15 protein-coding genes and 1 tRNA gene are annotated in these 16,616 nt (G+C 63.4%); 6 read left to right on the plus strand and 10 right to left on the minus strand.

The window, feature by feature from the left end; genetic code table 11:
- Positions 1 to 39 precede the first annotated feature (39 nt).
- Positions 40 to 1,332 (plus strand): phosphoribosylamine--glycine ligase, encoded by a 1,293-nt coding sequence (purD, locus tag SM753_RS02245; RefSeq protein ID WP_323190369.1) that lies wholly within the window; start codon positions 40 to 42, stop codon positions 1,330 to 1,332.
- Positions 1,333 to 1,389: 57 nt separating this feature from the next.
- A complete protein-coding gene (locus tag SM753_RS02250; protein WP_323190370.1) occupies positions 1,390 to 1,941 on the plus strand; it encodes an acyltransferase in 552 nt (183 codons plus the stop codon).
- Here the strand turns inward: SM753_RS02250 and SM753_RS02255 are convergent.
- The 6 genes from SM753_RS02255 to SM753_RS02280 all read right to left on the minus strand — a co-directional run bounded on the left by SM753_RS02255 (position 1,938) and on the right by SM753_RS02280 (position 7,961).
- Entirely contained in the window at positions 1,938 to 2,705 is a 768-nt protein-coding gene (locus SM753_RS02255) for a mechanosensitive ion channel domain-containing protein (protein ID WP_323190371.1), read from the minus strand. The two genes, SM753_RS02250 and SM753_RS02255, sit on opposite strands and share 4 nt — an antisense overlap.
- Positions 2,705 to 3,517, minus strand: a complete 813-nt coding sequence (gene dacZ / locus SM753_RS02260; protein WP_323190372.1) for a diadenylate cyclase DacZ — start codon at positions 3,515 to 3,517, stop codon at positions 2,705 to 2,707. The genes SM753_RS02255 and dacZ overlap by 1 nt, the downstream gene beginning before the upstream one ends.
- Before the next feature lie 79 nt (positions 3,518 to 3,596).
- Entirely contained in the window at positions 3,597 to 4,454 is an 858-nt protein-coding gene (locus SM753_RS02265; RefSeq protein ID WP_323190373.1) for a rhodanese-like domain-containing protein, read from the minus strand.
- An 81-nt stretch (positions 4,455 to 4,535) separates the two neighbouring features.
- Entirely contained in the window at positions 4,536 to 5,837 is a 1,302-nt protein-coding gene (locus tag SM753_RS02270; RefSeq protein WP_138797664.1) for a twin-arginine translocation signal domain-containing protein, read from the minus strand.
- Positions 5,838 to 5,913: 76 nt separating this feature from the next.
- On the minus strand, positions 5,914 to 6,894 hold the full coding sequence (locus SM753_RS02275) for a hypothetical protein (RefSeq protein ID WP_138797665.1): 981 nt from the start codon (positions 6,892 to 6,894) through the stop codon (positions 5,914 to 5,916).
- The gene (locus tag SM753_RS02280; RefSeq protein ID WP_323190374.1) at positions 6,891 to 7,961 is read right to left on the minus strand and encodes an iron transporter; all 1,071 of its coding nucleotides are present in this window, start codon (positions 7,959 to 7,961) and stop codon (positions 6,891 to 6,893) included. Before SM753_RS02280 ends, SM753_RS02275 begins: the two co-directional genes overlap by 4 nt.
- Before the next feature lie 182 nt (positions 7,962 to 8,143).
- Here SM753_RS02280 and SM753_RS02285 point away from each other — a divergent pair, with 182 nt between their 5' ends.
- Both SM753_RS02285 and SM753_RS02290 read left to right on the plus strand, forming a co-directional pair.
- Positions 8,144 to 9,484, plus strand: a complete 1,341-nt coding sequence (locus SM753_RS02285; protein ID WP_323190375.1) for a twin-arginine translocation signal domain-containing protein — start codon at positions 8,144 to 8,146, stop codon at positions 9,482 to 9,484.
- A 293-nt stretch (positions 9,485 to 9,777) separates the two neighbouring features.
- Entirely contained in the window at positions 9,778 to 11,757 is a 1,980-nt protein-coding gene (locus SM753_RS02290) for a carboxypeptidase regulatory-like domain-containing protein (RefSeq protein ID WP_323190376.1), read from the plus strand.
- 541 nt (positions 11,758 to 12,298) lie between these two features.
- On the opposite strand, the gene SM753_RS02295 is transcribed toward SM753_RS02290, so the two are convergent.
- A tRNA-Leu gene (locus SM753_RS02295) sits at positions 12,299 to 12,382 on the minus strand.
- Between the two features lie 82 nt (positions 12,383 to 12,464).
- Here SM753_RS02295 and SM753_RS02300 point away from each other — a divergent pair.
- Positions 12,465 to 12,773: a transcription initiation factor IIB family protein gene (locus SM753_RS02300; RefSeq protein WP_138797669.1), complete on the plus strand. Its 309-nt coding sequence runs from the start codon at positions 12,465 to 12,467 to the stop codon at positions 12,771 to 12,773.
- A gap of 204 nt (positions 12,774 to 12,977) precedes the next feature.
- On the opposite strand, the gene SM753_RS02305 is transcribed toward SM753_RS02300, so the two are convergent.
- From SM753_RS02305 to SM753_RS02315, 3 genes are read right to left on the minus strand one after another with little or no spacing between them, the layout of a single operon-like run.
- Complete coding sequence (locus SM753_RS02305) at positions 12,978 to 13,469, minus strand: phosphopantetheine adenylyltransferase (protein ID WP_138797670.1); 492 nt, start codon at positions 13,467 to 13,469, stop codon at positions 12,978 to 12,980.
- Positions 13,470 to 13,508: 39 nt separating this feature from the next.
- Positions 13,509 to 14,177 carry a winged helix-turn-helix transcriptional regulator gene (locus SM753_RS02310; RefSeq protein ID WP_323190377.1) on the minus strand — a complete coding sequence of 223 codons (669 nt, stop codon included), beginning with the start codon at positions 14,175 to 14,177 and terminating at the stop codon, positions 13,509 to 13,511.
- Positions 14,178 to 14,223: 46 nt separating this feature from the next.
- Complete coding sequence (locus tag SM753_RS02315) at positions 14,224 to 15,333, minus strand: glutamate--cysteine ligase (RefSeq protein ID WP_323190378.1); 1,110 nt, start codon at positions 15,331 to 15,333, stop codon at positions 14,224 to 14,226.
- Positions 15,334 to 15,862: 529 nt separating this feature from the next.
- Between SM753_RS02315 and SM753_RS02320 the strand changes: the two genes are divergently transcribed.
- Positions 15,863 to 16,612, plus strand: a complete 750-nt coding sequence (locus SM753_RS02320) for a DNA-directed RNA polymerase subunit epsilon (RefSeq protein ID WP_323190379.1) — start codon at positions 15,863 to 15,865, stop codon at positions 16,610 to 16,612.
- Positions 16,613 to 16,616 lie beyond the last annotated feature (4 nt).

Below are 16,616 nucleotides of genomic sequence, written 5' to 3' on the forward strand. Positions count from 1 at the left end.
AAAGAAAACTTTACACCTCCGTGCTCACCACCAACGTCTATGACGGAGACTGTCCTGCTGGTCGGCGGCGGCGGCCGCGAACACGCTATTGCTCGCTCGCTGTCGGAGTCGGATTGCGACCTGTACGCCTGCGCGGGCAACCGCAACCCCGGCATCACGCGCATCGCCGACGGGTTCGAGAGCCTGGACACGACGAACGTCGACGCGGTGGCCGACTACGCGGAGTCGGTCGACGCGACGCTCGCGGTTATCGGCCCGGAGACGCCGCTCGCCGCGGGCGTCGTCGACGCCCTCGAAGACGTCGGCGTGTACGCGTTCGGCCCGAAACGGGCCGAGGCACGCATCGAGACGGACAAGCAGTTCCAGCGGGAGTTCATGGCCGAACACGATATCCCCGGCTGTCCGGATTTCGCCACGTTCGACGACCCCGAGGACGCGGCGGCGTACATCGACGAGTACGACGGCCACCTCGCGGTCAAGCCCACCGGACTGACGGGCGGGAAGGGCGTCCGCGTCACGGGCGACCAGATCACGAAGGCCGAAGCGATGGAGTACGTCCGCGAGAGCGAGTACGAGGAGTTCGTCCTCGAAGAGCGTCTCGTCGGCGAGGAGTTCACCCTGCAGGCGTTCGTCGCGAACGGCGAGGTACGTACCACGCCCGCCGTGCAGGACCACAAGCGCGCCTACGAGGGCGACGAGGGGCCGAACACCGGCGGTATGGGGAGTTACAGCGACTCGATCCCGCAACTCCCGTTCATGAACGAGGCCGATTACCGCGAGGCAGTTCGGATCATCGAGGCGACCGTCGACGCGCTGGACGGCTACCGCGGCGTCCTCTACGGCCAGTTCATGCTCGGCGCGGACGGGCCGCGCGTCGTCGAGTTCAACGCCCGATTCGGCGACCCCGAGGCGATGAACACGCTACCGGTCCTCGAAACCGACTTCCTCGACGTGCTGACCGCCGCGCGCGACGACGAGTCCCTGCCAGACCTCGATTTCGCCGAAAAGGCGACGGTCTGCAAGTACGCCGTCCCCGAGGGGTACCCGACGGACCCGAAATCCGGTGCGAAAGTCCGGGTCGACGAAGAGAGCGCGGGGGAGGCGTTGCTGTACTACGCTTCAGTGGATGCACGTGATGACGGGATCTACACCACGACGTCCCGGTCGTTCGCCGTCGTCGGCGTCGGCGACACCATCGCCGACGCGGAGGAGATAGCGGAGGACGCGCTCGCCGTCGCCGGCGAGGAGGGCCTGCGGATCCGCCACGACATCGGCACGGCCGACCTCGTTCAGAAGCGCATCGACCACGTGAACGACCTCCGCGGGGCGTAAGCCGCCCTGCGGACCGCCCCAGGTGCGTTTATATCCCGCCGGGACGAACGCCGAGCCGTGACCGACGACGACACCGAGACGCCGGCGGAGTCTCAGGGGACCGCGACCCGCCACGACCGCGTCACCGCACACGCGACACCCGGCCCCTTGAACTCCCTCCAGCACTGGCCCGAGGCGAAACCGTTCCTGCGGGTCGCGCTGAACTACGTCGTGATCTGGATCTGCCGGGTGTCGCCGAGTCTCCGGCTGAAGAACTGGCTGCTCCGTCGGATCGGCGTCACCGTCGGCGAAGGCGTCTCGTGGGGACTGGAGTCGACTCCGGACGTGTTCTGGCCCGAACTGATCACCGTCCGCGACCACGCTATCGTCGGCTACGACGTCACCGTCCTCTGTCACGAGTTCCTGCAAGACGAGTACCGCACGGGCGAGGTCGTCGTCGGCGAACGGGCGATGATCGGGGCCGGCGCGATCCTCCTCCCGGGCGTCCGGGTCGGCGAGGGTGCAAGCGTCGCAGCTAACTCGCTTGTCACCGAAGACGTACCGCCGGGCGAGACGGTGGCTGGGGTGCCGGCGCGGCCGATGAACGGCGACCAGTTGGGCGACGATTAGTTCCGCATCCGGACGATACCTTCCTCCAGCACGCGACTGTTCGGGACGATGAACTCCTCCTCGTCGTTCTCGATATGGGTGACGAACACGTCGACCTCTTGGACGATTCCCTCGTGCTTGCCGATCCGAACGTTGTCGCCGATGCCGTACGGTTCGTTCAGTAGCAGATAGACGCCCGCCGCCCCGGAAGCGAGGAAGTCCTTGAACGCGAGACCGCCGAGAAAGACCAGGCCGAACACGTACACTGCGAGCAGGACGATGAGCGCGTCGGTGTTGACCCCGATCTGGCCGAGCGCGACCAGCGAGGCGATGTAGAGGACGCTGTACTTGACAACTTTCGGCAGGATCGACACTTCGGGGAGCTTGACGCCCCGGAGCCGCTCGCTGATGATCAGTTCCGCCTTGTCGGCGACGACGAACCCGACGATCAACACGAGCGCCGCGATGAACAACTGCGGGACGAAGGAGGTAACGCGTAGCCAGAACGTCTGTGCGTTGACAAGCCGCGCGATGTGGATGGCCGTCAGGACGGCGACGCCGTAAACGAACCAGGAACTCAGTCGCGCGACGATAGTGACCGTCGACGTTCCGAGACTCTGGGCGGTCCGCTCGAACGGCGTTCCCTCGATCGCACCCGGGACGCCCGCGGCGGTGAGCAGGCGCTTGTTGAGTTTCCCGACCAGATACCCGAGTAGGATACCGACAGCGAGTACCGCGGCCGCCAGCGCCGCCGGCTGGTCGGCGACCATTCGCCACTCGACCATCAGTAGTCCTCCGGATCGAGTTCGAGCACTAGTTCGCCTCCTTTGAACGCGCGAACGAGCCCGTCGCTCTCGCTCAGGACGATAGCGGTCGCGTTCGTGTCACGGGTGACGGCACCGCCGGCCATGTGGCGCGCGCCGAGGCCTTTCGGGATGTCGACCCCCTCCGCGGAGGGTTCGAGATAGCGATACGCCGACACTATCTTCCCGGAGTCGCTGATGACGAACGCCCCGTCGAGCCGCGAGAACTCCTTGAGCATCACGTTCACGATGGGGTCGCCGACGTGGACGTGAGACTTCTCGAACGGGTTGTACGACAGGGGGCGGGATTTGTTCATCACCTTCCCCGCGTCGCCGACGACAAACAGCGCGCCGACCGGTTTGCCTTTCTGGCCTTTCTTCCCCAGTTCGATAGCCAGTTCCAGCACGGCGCGAATGACGCTCGCCTCGGCCCGGGAGTCCGAAAACAGGTTGTAAATCCCCGACTCCATGGTCTCGTCGACGCGGACGCGTGTGACCGTATCTATCTCGTCGCTGAACATGGTTACCGCGCAGGCGACCACGTCGCCGTCCTCGACCAACCCCTGTTCGAGCGCTCCCTCGATGCCGAACCGTATCCGGTCTGCCACGTCGTCGAACTCAAGCGGGAGTTCGACGAACTCCTCGGCACCGACGGCGTTCTCGTCGGACACGACAAGCACCGGCACTTGCGCGTCGGCAATCACGTCTTCGTAGTACGAGCCGCTGGGCGAGAACAGCACGACGGCGTCGACGTCCGGCAACAACTCCGCGAACAACTCGCTTGCCTCCGGCATTGCTTGATTCAACTCACCCTCCACGAAAAAGGTTTGCGTCGCGTCATCCGCCCGTCAGACGCCGTTCTCCCGACATCTGTCAGGCCATATCGGCGGTGACAGTCTTATCAGCGAGCTGTCGTAACGGCGCTTCCACGACGTATCCCGGTGTTTCGACGACGATGGGGTCGCTCAGGTCGACATCGATAAACCGGAGCGTGACGCTAAAGCGGCCGTCGGAATCGATGCTCGTCGCCTCGCGCTGTCCGGACGGCTCGTGGCGGGCCCAGATGTCCTCGCCGCCGTACCGGGCGTCGGTTCGCCCCCGCACGGCATATCCGAACGGCGTCTCGGAGAGGTCGTTCCCCGCCATCGCGTAGTCGCGTTCGTGCCACTCCCAGAACCCTTCGTCGATGACGTACACCTCCTCGTAGCCAGCGTCGATGAGCGACGCGGCGCGGACGGAAGACAGGTGATGCGGACACCCGCAGTAACAGACGATCCGGTCGCTTTCGGGCCAGTCACGCACCGGGTCGGAATCGTCCTGGTTCCACGCCGGTGACAGCGCCGCACCGTACACGTGGGAGGTGTCGAACTGCTGTTCGCCGCGGGCGTCGGCGATCCGCGCTTCGCCGCGCCGGTACCAGTAGTTGACGACATCGATGGGCGCGAGCGGTACGTCCACGCCGTTTTGCGTGTTCGTCTCGAAGGCATCGGTGTCGATGGACCGTTCGTTCGGTACGTCGTCGAACTCCGGCGGATAGCCATCTGCAGGGTCCTCATCGGGCGGGAAGTCACCGTTCGTTTCGTACTCGCCGTTTCTCTCTGTCGATGCGGTCGTCTCGGTGTTCGTATCGTCGGTCGACGTATCGCCGGTTGACGTATCGTCGTCCGTCCCGAGACAACCCGCGAGGCTGGCGGTAAACGCCGCGCTCGCGAGAAACGTTCGTCGTCTCATACGGTTTCTTGTCGGATCATATCTGTTTAATCTTCTGCTCGTAGTTCGGTCGAAACTGACCCGCGAAGGCAGTCTCGCCGGTTACTCCGGTCGAGGCCTCGGGAGCGCGCGGTGTCGGCGCGGCGGAACCAGGAAGTTCCCGCGATGTTTCACGAAGATGTACTCTAGGATCCCGTTGTTCACTCGCTGACGAACCGAGGGGCTGTCGACGTCGGTTCCGTTCATGGCCTGACGGACCCGTTCGAACTGGGCGATATCTTGCTGAAGCGACGGGAAGTGAAGGCTCACTTCGTCGTTGTCAGTCGATTCGACGTGGCGGCGGAGCAACAGGGGATTTCCGTCGTCGTCACGGTTCGCACGGGCCATCTTCTGTGCGTGCCCGACCCGGCCGAACTCGCGGGCGTGGTCCGGCATCGCCTCGGTCGTCTCGGGCGTGACTCCGCTGTGGTCTCCCAGTTCGTGTCCGGTCGACTCGACCAACCCTTCCTCCGAGTGGAGCGGACTGAACATCTTCTGAGTGCGTTCCTCGAAATCGTTCTCGACGTACCAGTCGCTGAGCCGCTGGCGGATCGTGGCCAGGTGTTTCGTCGTCCCCTCGGCAAAGGGTCCCTCGTCGATGCTCACGTACTCCTCGGTCGCCTGGTTGCCGACGAAGCCGGCTTTGAACCCCATAAACAGCGGCGACTCCTCGGGGACCGGCTTACTGTCCGGAATTCCCTTGACGTCCTGGCGCTCGGCCGGCATGCCGTCGCCGATGAACCCCGTCCGGCGGTCAGCGTCCGTGACGACATCGAACAGGGGCGTTTCCATCTCGACGCCGTTGGCCTCGACGTTCCCGCGAAGCGCCTCCTCCGCTTCGAGAACCACGTCCGCGCGGTCGCTCGACATGTGTAACAGGGCGTCCTGCGTATCGAGTTCCGGTTCCTCGAACGACGAGAGCCGTCTCGGCTCGGGCAGGTTCACGCTGTCCGGGAGCGACTCGTCGAACCGGTCGAAGTACGACGGCGAGTACGCCACGGAGTAAATGAGCCCCTCGTTCGAGCGCTCGTACGCCCGGTCGAGCGTAGCGAGAGCGGACGCGACCGTCTCGCGGGCCTCCTCGCTCGGTTCGCCCGACTCGTCGAGGTTCAGGTAGAGGAAGACGTGGTGTCGGGGTAACACGGCGTTGCCGTGTTCGTCTTCGGGCAACTGGTCGTTCCAGCCGTGCTGGCTGGCTGGGAGGTCGGCGGGGTCGTCGACCCCGGAGGGGACCGGTCCGGCCGTCGTCTCCGACTCGCCCGACTCGTCATCGCGGTCGAGACACGCGGACAGGGCCGACGCCCCTCCCATCGCGACGGCCGCTTTCATGAACTCGCGGCGCGACTGGTCCGGGGACAGCGTCATCGTCGCCCCCTTGCGTCCCCGAGCAAATGGGGGTTCTGGTGCGATTCTCGAAGGGGGATCCCGCGCTCTCCAACGGTCATCGCCGTCTCACCGCCAGTAGCAGTCCCAGCAGTACGGCGACGACCGTTCCAACGACGCCGACTGCGGGCGTATCCGTTTCCTCGCCGCCCGACGTGCCGTCGTTCGCGTCATCGGACGCTCCCGTCGTATCGTGGCTCGTGGCCGCCCCGGTTGTCGTCGGTTCCGGCGTGTTGACGCCGACGGACATGTCCGATTCGGTCGCGTTCAGTTGCGCGACGATCCGCGACTGTACCGGCGACCCGGCGACGGTGACGGGGTCGTCGCGTTCGGCATCGAATGCCCCGTCGCCGTCGTCGTTGTACACCGACACCCAGAGATACACTGTCGAATCATTGCCGGTGAGCATCTCCCGGTCGACCGGAACGGTTGTGTTCTCGTGCGTCCCGCCTTCGAGTCGCTCCCGGCCGATTACCTCACCCGGTTCGCCCTCCTCGTTCGCCCTGACGACGAGATATCCGTCGTCGGCGAGTTGGACGCGCGGGACCGTCACCGAGTCCTCGACGGCGTGTCCTTCGAACGAGGTTGCGACGACACTGACCGGCTTATCACCCTCCCGAACGTCGAACTCCGCCCCGGCGAGGCTTCCGAACGCGGACACCGGCGTGTCGGCGTCCGGGTCGAACTCGTCGCCGCCTTCTGCATCCCGGTGGAGTACGGCTACGAGAGATTCGTTGTCCGCGGCGGTGTCCCACCACGACTCGTCTAGCGAAACGGAGACGCCCCGGTGGTAGCCTGATTCGATCGCCACGTGTCCGAGTATCTTTCCGGGGTCGCCGTCGTCGCTCTCGTGGATGACGAGGTAGCCGTTTTCGAGGATGAACAGTTCCTCGACGACGACTGTTCCGTCCGCGGCCACCTGCGACCCCGCTGTGACGTGGTTTCCGTGCGCGTCGGCCGGCGCGGAACCGATCCCAAGAAGCGGCGCGACGACCAGCATGAGTGCGACCACGACAACTGCTGACCGTCGGCCGTTCATAATGTCATGTCCACTGTCGGCGTGTCCAGAAACGCCGTTTCGTACCCCTGGTGGCGGGCAACCTGCGGCGGCACGTCGACGGACAGCGAGAGTTCGTCGCCCGTTTCGACGCCGTCGACGAGCGCTCCGTAGTGGTAATCCAGTTCGGGGTCGAGCGTCCGTTCGAACGCCCCGTTGTACACCGTTTCGCCGTCCCGAGTGATCGTTCCGGACAGCCCCATCGCCGGCACCAGAAGGGCGTTGTACCGCGTCCGGGCGGAGACTGCGACGTACGTTCCGTCGCCGAACCGCTCGTCGCCGATACTCGTGACGACGTACGTGATCCCGTCGGCTGTGGTCGATCCGAGTACCGTCCCCGGCAGGTCGGCCGGGTCCTTCGCCCGACCGATCGGAAGCATCCCCATGTCCATCGGTTCGACCGCGCCGGGATCACCGCCGGCATCGATGTCCTGCGTGGTCAACTTATCCCGCTGTTCCTTCGTGAAATCGAAATCGACTGTCGCGCTCGCAGGGTCCTCGAACCGGCCCTCGAACGACCCCGTTCGGCGGAGATCAGTTCCGCCGATACTCACTGTCACCGAGTACGTTCCGTTGTCGCCCAGCTTGAAGTTCGCGCCGTAGTGAAAGCCCATCCGCTGGGAGAACATCGGATAGATGACCTCCTCGGAGACGAGGTCGCCGTCCCGAGTGATCTCGACCGAGAGGCCGGTGTTGGGCAGGACTGTCTCCGTCTCTGAGTCCCAGACGCTCGCCATCAGGTGGAGCGAATGGTCGTCGCTACGCGGTTGCTCGGACCGCTCCGTCCCGGTCACCGTCCAGAACTGGTGCGGGAAGGTGTAAAACACACCGAACTCGTACTCCCCGCTCGCCGTCGTCCCGGCCGTGAGCATGTTCTCGACGAACGGTTGCACGTAGATGCCGTCGGAGTCGGGCGACCCGGGTTCGGTCGACGTGGTACTGTCCGTCGGTTCCGCGTTCGTCGTGTCGCCGTCGTCGGTCTGACCGTCTAAACAACCGGCGAGGAGGGGGACCGACAGGCCGGCGGCGAGATACTGTCGACGCTTCATTCGGCTGCAATTGGGGTCGAAACAAGAAAAGTCTCCGGTTCGTTTTCCCTGCCGACAATGATCCGCTGCTCTCGGACCTTCCGACGGGATGCATTGAGCGGTCTACCGCCGGTCGACCTCTCTTCTCACCGTCTCTGTTCTGGTTGCATACATTTATACTACTCCGAAGTAAAATGACATCTATGGTTCACTCACGACGCACGTTCCTACGCGCAAGCGGAGTGTCCGCCCTCTTGGGTCTCGCCGGTTGCACCGGTATCCTGGAGGACGACGATAGTCTCACGCAGGCTGGCGGTCAGCCCGAATACGCGTCCTGGCTGTACGACCCCAAGGACCTGCTCGGGATCGACACGCGGGGGTTCGCGTCCTACGACGTGGAAAGCGTCATGGAACAGCGCGACGAACTCCCGCAGGACCCGTTCGAGGGTCTGGAACAGGCAAACGAGCAGATAGAGGGCGTCGACCTAACCGAGATCGCAGAGTTGACCGCCGTCGGCGGTAGCACGCTCAACGTCGAGCGCGACGACGCATCCGCCGGGGCGTCGTTCGTCGTCGAAGGGTCGTTCGATGTCGACTCGATCCAGACCCAGATAGAGGAGGAAAGTGACAGCGACGCGGAATATCAGACCGGCTCCTACGAGGGGTACGAGCTGTACTACGGCGACGATGGCAACCAGTACAGCGACATGACCGTCGCTTTCGCCCTCGACAGCGAGCACGTCGTCGTCGGGATGATAGAGGACGCCGACGTGACCGGCCGCGACGCTGTCGAGAAGATGATAGATGCCAATAAGGGCAACGCGGACCGGTACTACGACCAGAGCGAGTACGCCGAACTCCTCATCGACAAGCTAGGCGAAGCGACAGTCGTGATGGGCGGCCAATTCGACCTCGGATCGCCCGTCCGCGACCAAATCTCGGACCCGCGCGCCCGGACACTGGTTGAGGGACTCTACGGCGCCGGTATGTCGGGTACCCTCGACGGCGAAACGACCGACAACGAGATCATTCTCGCCTACGACGAGGAGACGGAGGTTCCCGTAGACACCGCACAGGACCTCGTGGACGAGGCCCGCAATCAATCGCCGCGAGCCTTCGAGAACATAGAGGACGTATCCGTCACCGGCGGTGAACGGACGCTTACTATCTCGATGACTCTGGACGCCGCGGCGTTCTGGGAGAACTATTCGGGGATGACGGGGGCCACCAGCATGTCCGGTTCGGCCAGCAGTAGCAGACAGTCGGAAACCCCGATGGTGTCGTGGGAGGCCGATTGGGAGGAGACATCGAACGGCGGACTGGTCACTATCACGCACCATGGAGGAGACCACGTCGACGCTGACAACCTGTCGATCGAAGGCGACATCCGCAGCACGTCGGAGTGGCAAGGATCCAGTGACGGCCGGATCACCGCGGGGAGTTCCATCGAGGTCGAGGTCGAATCCGGCGGTTACGTCGAACTCGTCTGGGAGGGCGATTCCGGATCCGAAATGGTGCTTGCCTCGTTCGTGAATCCGAACTAGCGGCGGTTTCTACCCTGTTTGTGTGTGACGAGGCCGCTCTCTGCGGCGTCGGAACGCTCGTGACGTTTTCCCGGTCGTGTCTTGGACCCGTTTCGTCGAGTCGAGTTCTCGTGGCTGGACTGTGTCCCGCGGATCGTTCGCACCGGATACTCCCCGTGAACAACGAGTTGCGAAACGATTTTGGGACAGGAATTTAACATAATATCCACGGAGAGTACAAAATATTGTCATTCCAGCGCGGTCCCTCTCGGTGAGAAATAGAACTGAACCACCACTAACAGTTACACCAAATTATGTATAAGAAGTCGAAACTCCTCGCGTTGGCTCTCGGTATCGTAGTGGTCACAAGCGTTGTCGTTGCCGGCACCGCTCTCGGTTCGATGCCCGTACGTGCGACTGACGGTGGCCACGAGTCCATCGACGCCGCGGTCGGATCGTCCGGCTCTCCGGGGTATATCTCGGGACAGGTAGTCGACGAGGAGAACAACGCGATCTCGGGGGCCTCGGTAACTGTCGAAGACGACTCCGGATCGGTCGTCGCGTCTGAGTCGACGTCTGCTTCGGGCGAGTACACCATCGAGGTCGCTCCGGGCGAGTACACGGTCGTCGCCCAGAACGACGGAACCGAGGGACGAACCTCGGTCACCGTCGAGTCAGGGTCGACGATTTCGGCGGACATTGTCCTCGTGACCGCGTCACCGGGATACGCAACGGGGACTGTAACGAACGAGGACAACGACCCGGTTTCGGGGGCCTCGGTAACTGTCGAAGACGACTCCGGATCGGTCGTCGCGTCTGAGTCGACGTCTGCTTCAGGCGAGTACACCGTCGAGGTCGCTCCGGGCGAGTACACTGTGTACGCTGAAGGCGACGGAACGGAGGGGCGAACATCGGTCACCGTCGAGTCAGACCAGACGACGGGAGCAGATATCGTCGTTCGTCCTGTGACCGAATCCGGGTCTATCACGGGCGCGGTGGTCGACGAGGAGAACAACGCGATTTCGGGGGCGTCGGTGACTGTCGAAAACGACTCCGGATCGGTCGTCGCGTCTGCGTCGACGTCTGCTTCAGGCGAGTACACCGTCGAGGTCGCTCCGGGCGAGTACACTGTATACGCCGAGAGCGATGGAACCGAGGAACGAAATTCGGTCACTGTGTACTCTGCGAAGACGACCACTGCGGACTTTGTTCTCGACGTTCCTGACCGTCCCGGTACCATCACCGGCACCGTATTCGACGGCGAGAACGACTCGATTTCGGGAGCGGTGGTGTCTGTCAAAGACACGTCCGGACTGGTCGTCGCAGAGACGACGACAGACGCAGAGGGAGACTACACAGTCCTGATCGCTCCGGGCGAGTACACGGTTGTCGCCGAGAGCGACGGAAACACAGACCAGACGGCGGCAGTCAGTGTCGAGTCCGAACGGACGACTGAGGCGAACTTCGTCGTTTCCTCTGGGTCAGACCCCGGAGAGAACGAGCCGCCAGCAGCGTCGATCACGTGGTCGACAGCGGACCCTGTCCCCGGTCAAGAGGTGACGTTCGACGCCTCGGCGTCCGCCGATTCCGACGGCGAGATCGCGAGTTACACCTGGGACTTCGATGGCGACGGGCAGGCAGATGTACAGACGTCCAGCCCGACAGCTACCCATACGTACTCCGAGGCGGGGACCTACACCGCAGTAGTGACAGTCACTGATGACGACGGCGCGACGGACACCGCATCAGAAACGGCGACGGTCGAGGGTGGTGACTCGTCTGCCGAACGCCATCTCGAATCCACGCAGATAGCACCCGGGGGTGAGACGACGGTCACCGTGGAAGCCACCGCACAGAGTGACGATCTGACCGTCAGCGAATCGTTCTCTCCGGAGGTCGCGGCCGCGTCGATCGAATCCGTTACTGTTGACGGGGAGTCGCGGTCCCCGGTCGTCGAGGTTGCCGATCCCACGGGTGCGCTCGTCGCCGTTGGCGGAGTAAACCCGGGCCAGACAGTTGTAACTGAGTACACGGTCGAAGCGGGCGAGAACGTCGATCCGGGAACGACCTACTCGGTCTCGGGATCGGTGACAAGCGACAGTGAGGTCTCTCTGGGGAGTGACGATATCGTCGTCGTGGAAGGAAGCCCCTTGGACGGCGTATCGGGTGAATACGACGCGGATAACGACGGGGAAATCGATCTCGGTGAACTCTCGCAGGCGGCTACCCAGTACGCGAGTGGCGCGCTCACTCTCGCCGAGTTAAGCGAAGTTGCAACCGCCTACGCTAGCTGACTGTCTCGGCCGCTCGCGAGTCCCCCTCGTTCACGACTGGACTGCCGCGACGCGGTGTTTTGACCCGGTATTGACTGAGGGCGATTCAGGTCTGCTTGGCGAGATTCGAGAGGGAACTGAATGGAAAACGATGAATCCTCGTCAAGTGCAGGAAGACTCAATTGATTAGTTCCGTTCTTTCTCTGCGTTCTCAATCGCTTCCTTGGCTTCTTTTGGCGCCCCCGGTCCTGCTCCCCCTAACTTGCCACAGAAGGGACAGTAAGGAACCGGATCATCTTCCCATTCCCAAGCCCACCCGCATTCACAATGAAGCATTGTTTCTCACAGACGTAGTTGGAGTGCCACGTTCAATACTGTTCGGACGTCTGAGAGGAAATCACCAGACGGTGATCGGGGGTTTCGCCCATCGGGGAGGGACAAGTTTGATTGGGCGTCCGGTACCCGAATCCGCCTCTAATTCATCGTCACAGCCTTTCGTTGGGTTGCCTGACATAGTTGCTTTGACAGGCAGAAAACCGCAAGGAAGCTCCGGATTATTGTATGCGCGGGACCGGATTTGAACCGGCGGACCCCTACGGGACAGCGTCCTAAGCGCTGCGCCGTTTCCTGGCTTGGCTACCCGCGCTCGTCCCCACGTACCCGTGTCTGCAAAAAATACCTGTCGTTCCGACCGCGCGCTTAAGTTCGCCGGACCACAACCACCGCTCATGTATCGGGCCCGTGACAGAGTCGATAACGAGGAGTGGATTGAAGTGCTCCACGCCGCGGCTGACCGCCTCGATCTCGGATCCGAGGCGCGGTCGACGGCGACAGACCTGTTTCTCACGGCCATCCAGACCGAAGACGGGTCCAAACGAACGTCTCTCGCGGCGAGTCTCTACGCCGGATCGTTGATCGCAGGCGAGGAGCGGTCCCAGGGGGCAGTCGCGGATGCGGCCGACGTTTCGCGGCTGAGTATCCAGCAGCGGTGGAAAGACGTACTGGAAAACGCCGGACTCGAACCCCCGGGCTGGTAGATACCGGGCGGATACTGTCGGACAGAATCCCGAACGCTATCGGCCCGGGACTATTCGGGGTCTAAGCGACGGCTGCCGAAAGCGGCGTCGTACGCAGCCTCGTCGATTCGACGAGTTCGGACGGAACGCTGACGCCGTCCCGTACACGACCGCGTCGACATCGGGATCGGTTCAATCATCACCGAGGGTGCGAAGTCGATAGAGTCAGCTATCCTGTCGTTCGCGGCCCTCACGGTCCGGCGTGAGGGTCCCGTGTTCGTCTATCTCGCCGCGGACGATGCGGGTACTCGAGATGATGTCGCCGTCCTCGGCGCGGGCGTACTCGACGACTTCGATGGTAAGCGGAGCGTTGCCAGATTCTTCCCGTATCTCGTTTATCCGCTCGGCGACGTCGACCGTCTCCGGCGAGACGATCAGGTAGTCGAACTGCGGTTCCGTGGCAATGCCTGTCGGTTGCGTCAACGTCCGTATCTCGTACTCGCGGTCGTACTCCTCGGCGAACGAGGCGAGTTCTTCGTCGAGGTCCGCTTCTCGTTCGGAGAAGGGTCTGACGTAGCGGTCCTCCTTGCGGGTCTTCGGCGCGAGTTCGTCACTGGTGAGACCGACGGTAACGTCGCCGAGTTCGAACGCCCGTTCGAACAGCGATCGATGCCCGTCGTGCACCGGGTCGAACGTCCCACCCAGCGCTACCTTCATATCGTCGTAAATCGGGTCCCGGTGCTTAAAAGAGTCGGGTTACGTCTCGGCGTCGTCGTCCCGAGACTCCTCAGTGTCGCTGTCCCTGTCGTCCTTGACGGTGATAGTTACCGGGTCTTCCGCCTCTTCGTCGAGGACTGACTCGGTCTCCGAGAGGTAATCGTCTAGATTGAACACGGTGTTCAGTTCGCTCTGAACCTGTCCGACGATGCCGCCGACCAGGTCGCTCGGGGCGATAGCGGTGTACTCGTACGGGTTGTTGCCCGCGCCGTCGCTCTCGCGTTTGCGCCGGTTCACTATCTCTTCCTCGTGGAGTTCCGCAAGCGCCTCGCGGACCGTACTCGGATACAGACCGGTCCCGCCGGCGATCTCTTCGCTCGTGCTGCCCGGATTCTTTCGCAGGTGGACGTATATTCTCGCGCGAGTCTCCGTGTCGAGTATCCACGAGAGGAGATCGACGACGCCCTGGTCGAACCCGTCGACTGCACGTTGCTTGGTGCTCTCGGTCTCCACGTCAGTGTCTTCGTCCACGACGGTGGTCTCGTCGTCGCCCTCCGAGACGGCCACTTCCTCGTGGACGTCTCCCTCCTCGTCGACTTCCAGTCGTTCCTCGACCTCCACGTCCTCGTCGACGTCGACCGCCGCTTCCTCGACTTCGTCGCCTTCGACCGTCACGTCGTCGTTGTCGTTTTCAGTATCGTCGTCCATTGTCCTTTCTGTAAGGACGGAATAGCCCAACGGTGAAAAACCTTGCTTAGAGGAGGAGCGCTTCGCAGAGCGCGTCGAGACCTTCCGATTCGCGAAGTCGGCGCTGCCGACTGGCCCCGCTTTCGGACCCGTAGATGTCGCGGATGCCCGTCACGCCGAGGCGCTCCGATTCCCTGTCGACGAGTTCGCCGAGGTCTATCGTCTCCGCGCCGCCGCGGGTGACGAACGCGGCGTCGTGACCGCGCCGGAGTGCGCGCCACTTGTTCTCGTCGAGCAGTTCGCGTCGCAGGCCCTCGGTCCCCACGTCTCCGCCCGCGATATCCGGCGGCTCGGGGTTCGCGCTGTCCTCGTACCGTTCGGCCAGGTCAAACACCAGCGCACGCGTGTACTCCACGAACGCCATCACGCGCTCGGGGTCAGCCTGTCCGTCCGGCGTCCGCACCTCGACGGTCCCGTGTTCCGTGTGGGGCCTGACCTCGTGCCAGAGCTCCCCGCGGTCGTGTATCGACTCGGTCGCTAACATCCGTTGCTCGAACTCGTGGTAGGCGTCGAAGTCCTCGAACGCGGTCGGCATCCCCGTGTTCGGCAACCCCTCGAATATCTTGGCACGGGCGGACTGCAGGCCGGTGTCGAATCCGTTCCAGTACGGCGAGTTCGCCGATAGCGCGAGCATTACGGGCAGGAACCAGCGCAACTCGTTGGCTATCCACGTCGCCTTGTCGGCATCGTCGATGCCGACGTGAACGTGCAGGCCGGCCGTGGTGTTGCGGTGTTGCGGGTACTGGATTCGGTCGAGCTGAGACCGGTACCGCGGCTTTTCGGCGTGTTCCAGTTCGCGCCACTTCGCCGTAGGGTGGAGGCCCGCCGCGGCGATTCGGTACCCGTGTCGCTCCGCGTGGTCGACGAGCGCCTCCCGAACCGCGCCCAGCGACTCTTCGGCGTCACCGAGCGACTCGACGGCAGGCGTCTGCGTCTCGATAACGCACTTGAACAGCTCGTGGTCCAGTCGACCGTCGAGTATCTCTGGTGGGTCGTGCCGGTAGACGAGGTCGTCCGTACCGGAGACGGGACGGCCCTCCTCGTCGACGACGTAGAACTCCTCCTCTATCCCAAGCGTCCCGAACTCGTCGAACCTCTCGGCGGCGGCCCGGTCCATCGCCCGAGAGTTTGCAACCCGCGAATAAATAGGGTTTGGAGTCGGCAGGCCTGCCACCGGATCGTCTCAACGCCGGCGAGACGGGCCAGACGTTTGTCGGACGGAGCGGCCGTTTAAGTGCTTCTCGCGACAAGGGGTCATAGTAGAGGATTCTGCCTGAGCTCACTCCGGGAAGCGATGCGCTCGTCGGTCGTACGGACGGCGTTTCTTTAAGTGCTTCTCGCGACAAGGTTTCGTAGTGAAGGATTCTCGGGAGACTATCTGTCTTCGAGCGTAGCGTCTCTCGACCGGCACCGCTGGCCGCGACTACGGATCTCACGTGGGGCCACTGCCCCTTTAAGTGCTTCTCGCGATAAGGGTTCATTGTGAGGAAGTGCGTCGGGTTCTGCGGTCCAGTTTTCTCCCGACAGAGTCGGCTGTACGCCGGTGAAGAACACTGACACCCCAGGTATCGAACATCGTTCCGACGAGACAGCCGACAGTACGAAGCCATGCCTTTCTATACCCTCGGGAGCGTAAACCGCACGAGATGAGTGGCGGCCCGCCGCAGACGTCGACCGGACCACCCACGAGCATCGAACGGGCGTGGCTACGTAGGGACATTAGCACCGGCCCAGGCGACGGATCGCTGTCGCGGTTAGATGCCGTCAAGGACGAACGCATCAGGCGATGGGACGTGGTGACGCCGAGCGCGACGCTCATCGGCCGTGCCGACCGTCCGGACGCGGACGTGGGTGAGAACCTCCGACGACTCCACGACGAGCAACACCCGGCGATGGACGGTCACAGCGCGCGGATGCATCGACTGGAGAAGGCTCGAATCACCCACGCCTTCTGCAGTACGCTCTCGCTCACCGCCTGGGAACGCGACCGCGCGCTCGGGATCATGGTCGACCTCGACCTGACGGCGTTCGGAAGCCAGCGCGCTATCGAGAAGGTCGCGCTGGTCGTCGTCCAGTACGTCGTCGACGACGAGCGACGACGGCAACTCGGCCTCCACGACCAGGGGTGGGTGAGCGACCAGTCGCCGGAGAGGCTCGAATCGCTGTACGAGCGCTTCGAATCCATCAAAGAAAACCCCGAGTATCGAGAGTTGCTGGCGGCCCACGGTCTGGACACGACCAGTGTGAACCGACTGAACCGGACGCTACGGGAGCAACTCGACGAACAGGACCTCGAAGGGAACGTCCTCGGCCGCTCCCCGTATCGGGACCCGAGCATGCCGGCTATCAGGGACCGCTCGAACGGTGACGGGGACGCCCCCGACGGCACTGACTGAGGAC

It is taken from the genome of Halostella sp. PRR32 (genome assembly GCF_034808085.1).
GTDB classification, from domain to species: domain Archaea; phylum Halobacteriota; class Halobacteria; order Halobacteriales; family Natronoarchaeaceae; genus Halostella; species Halostella pelagica.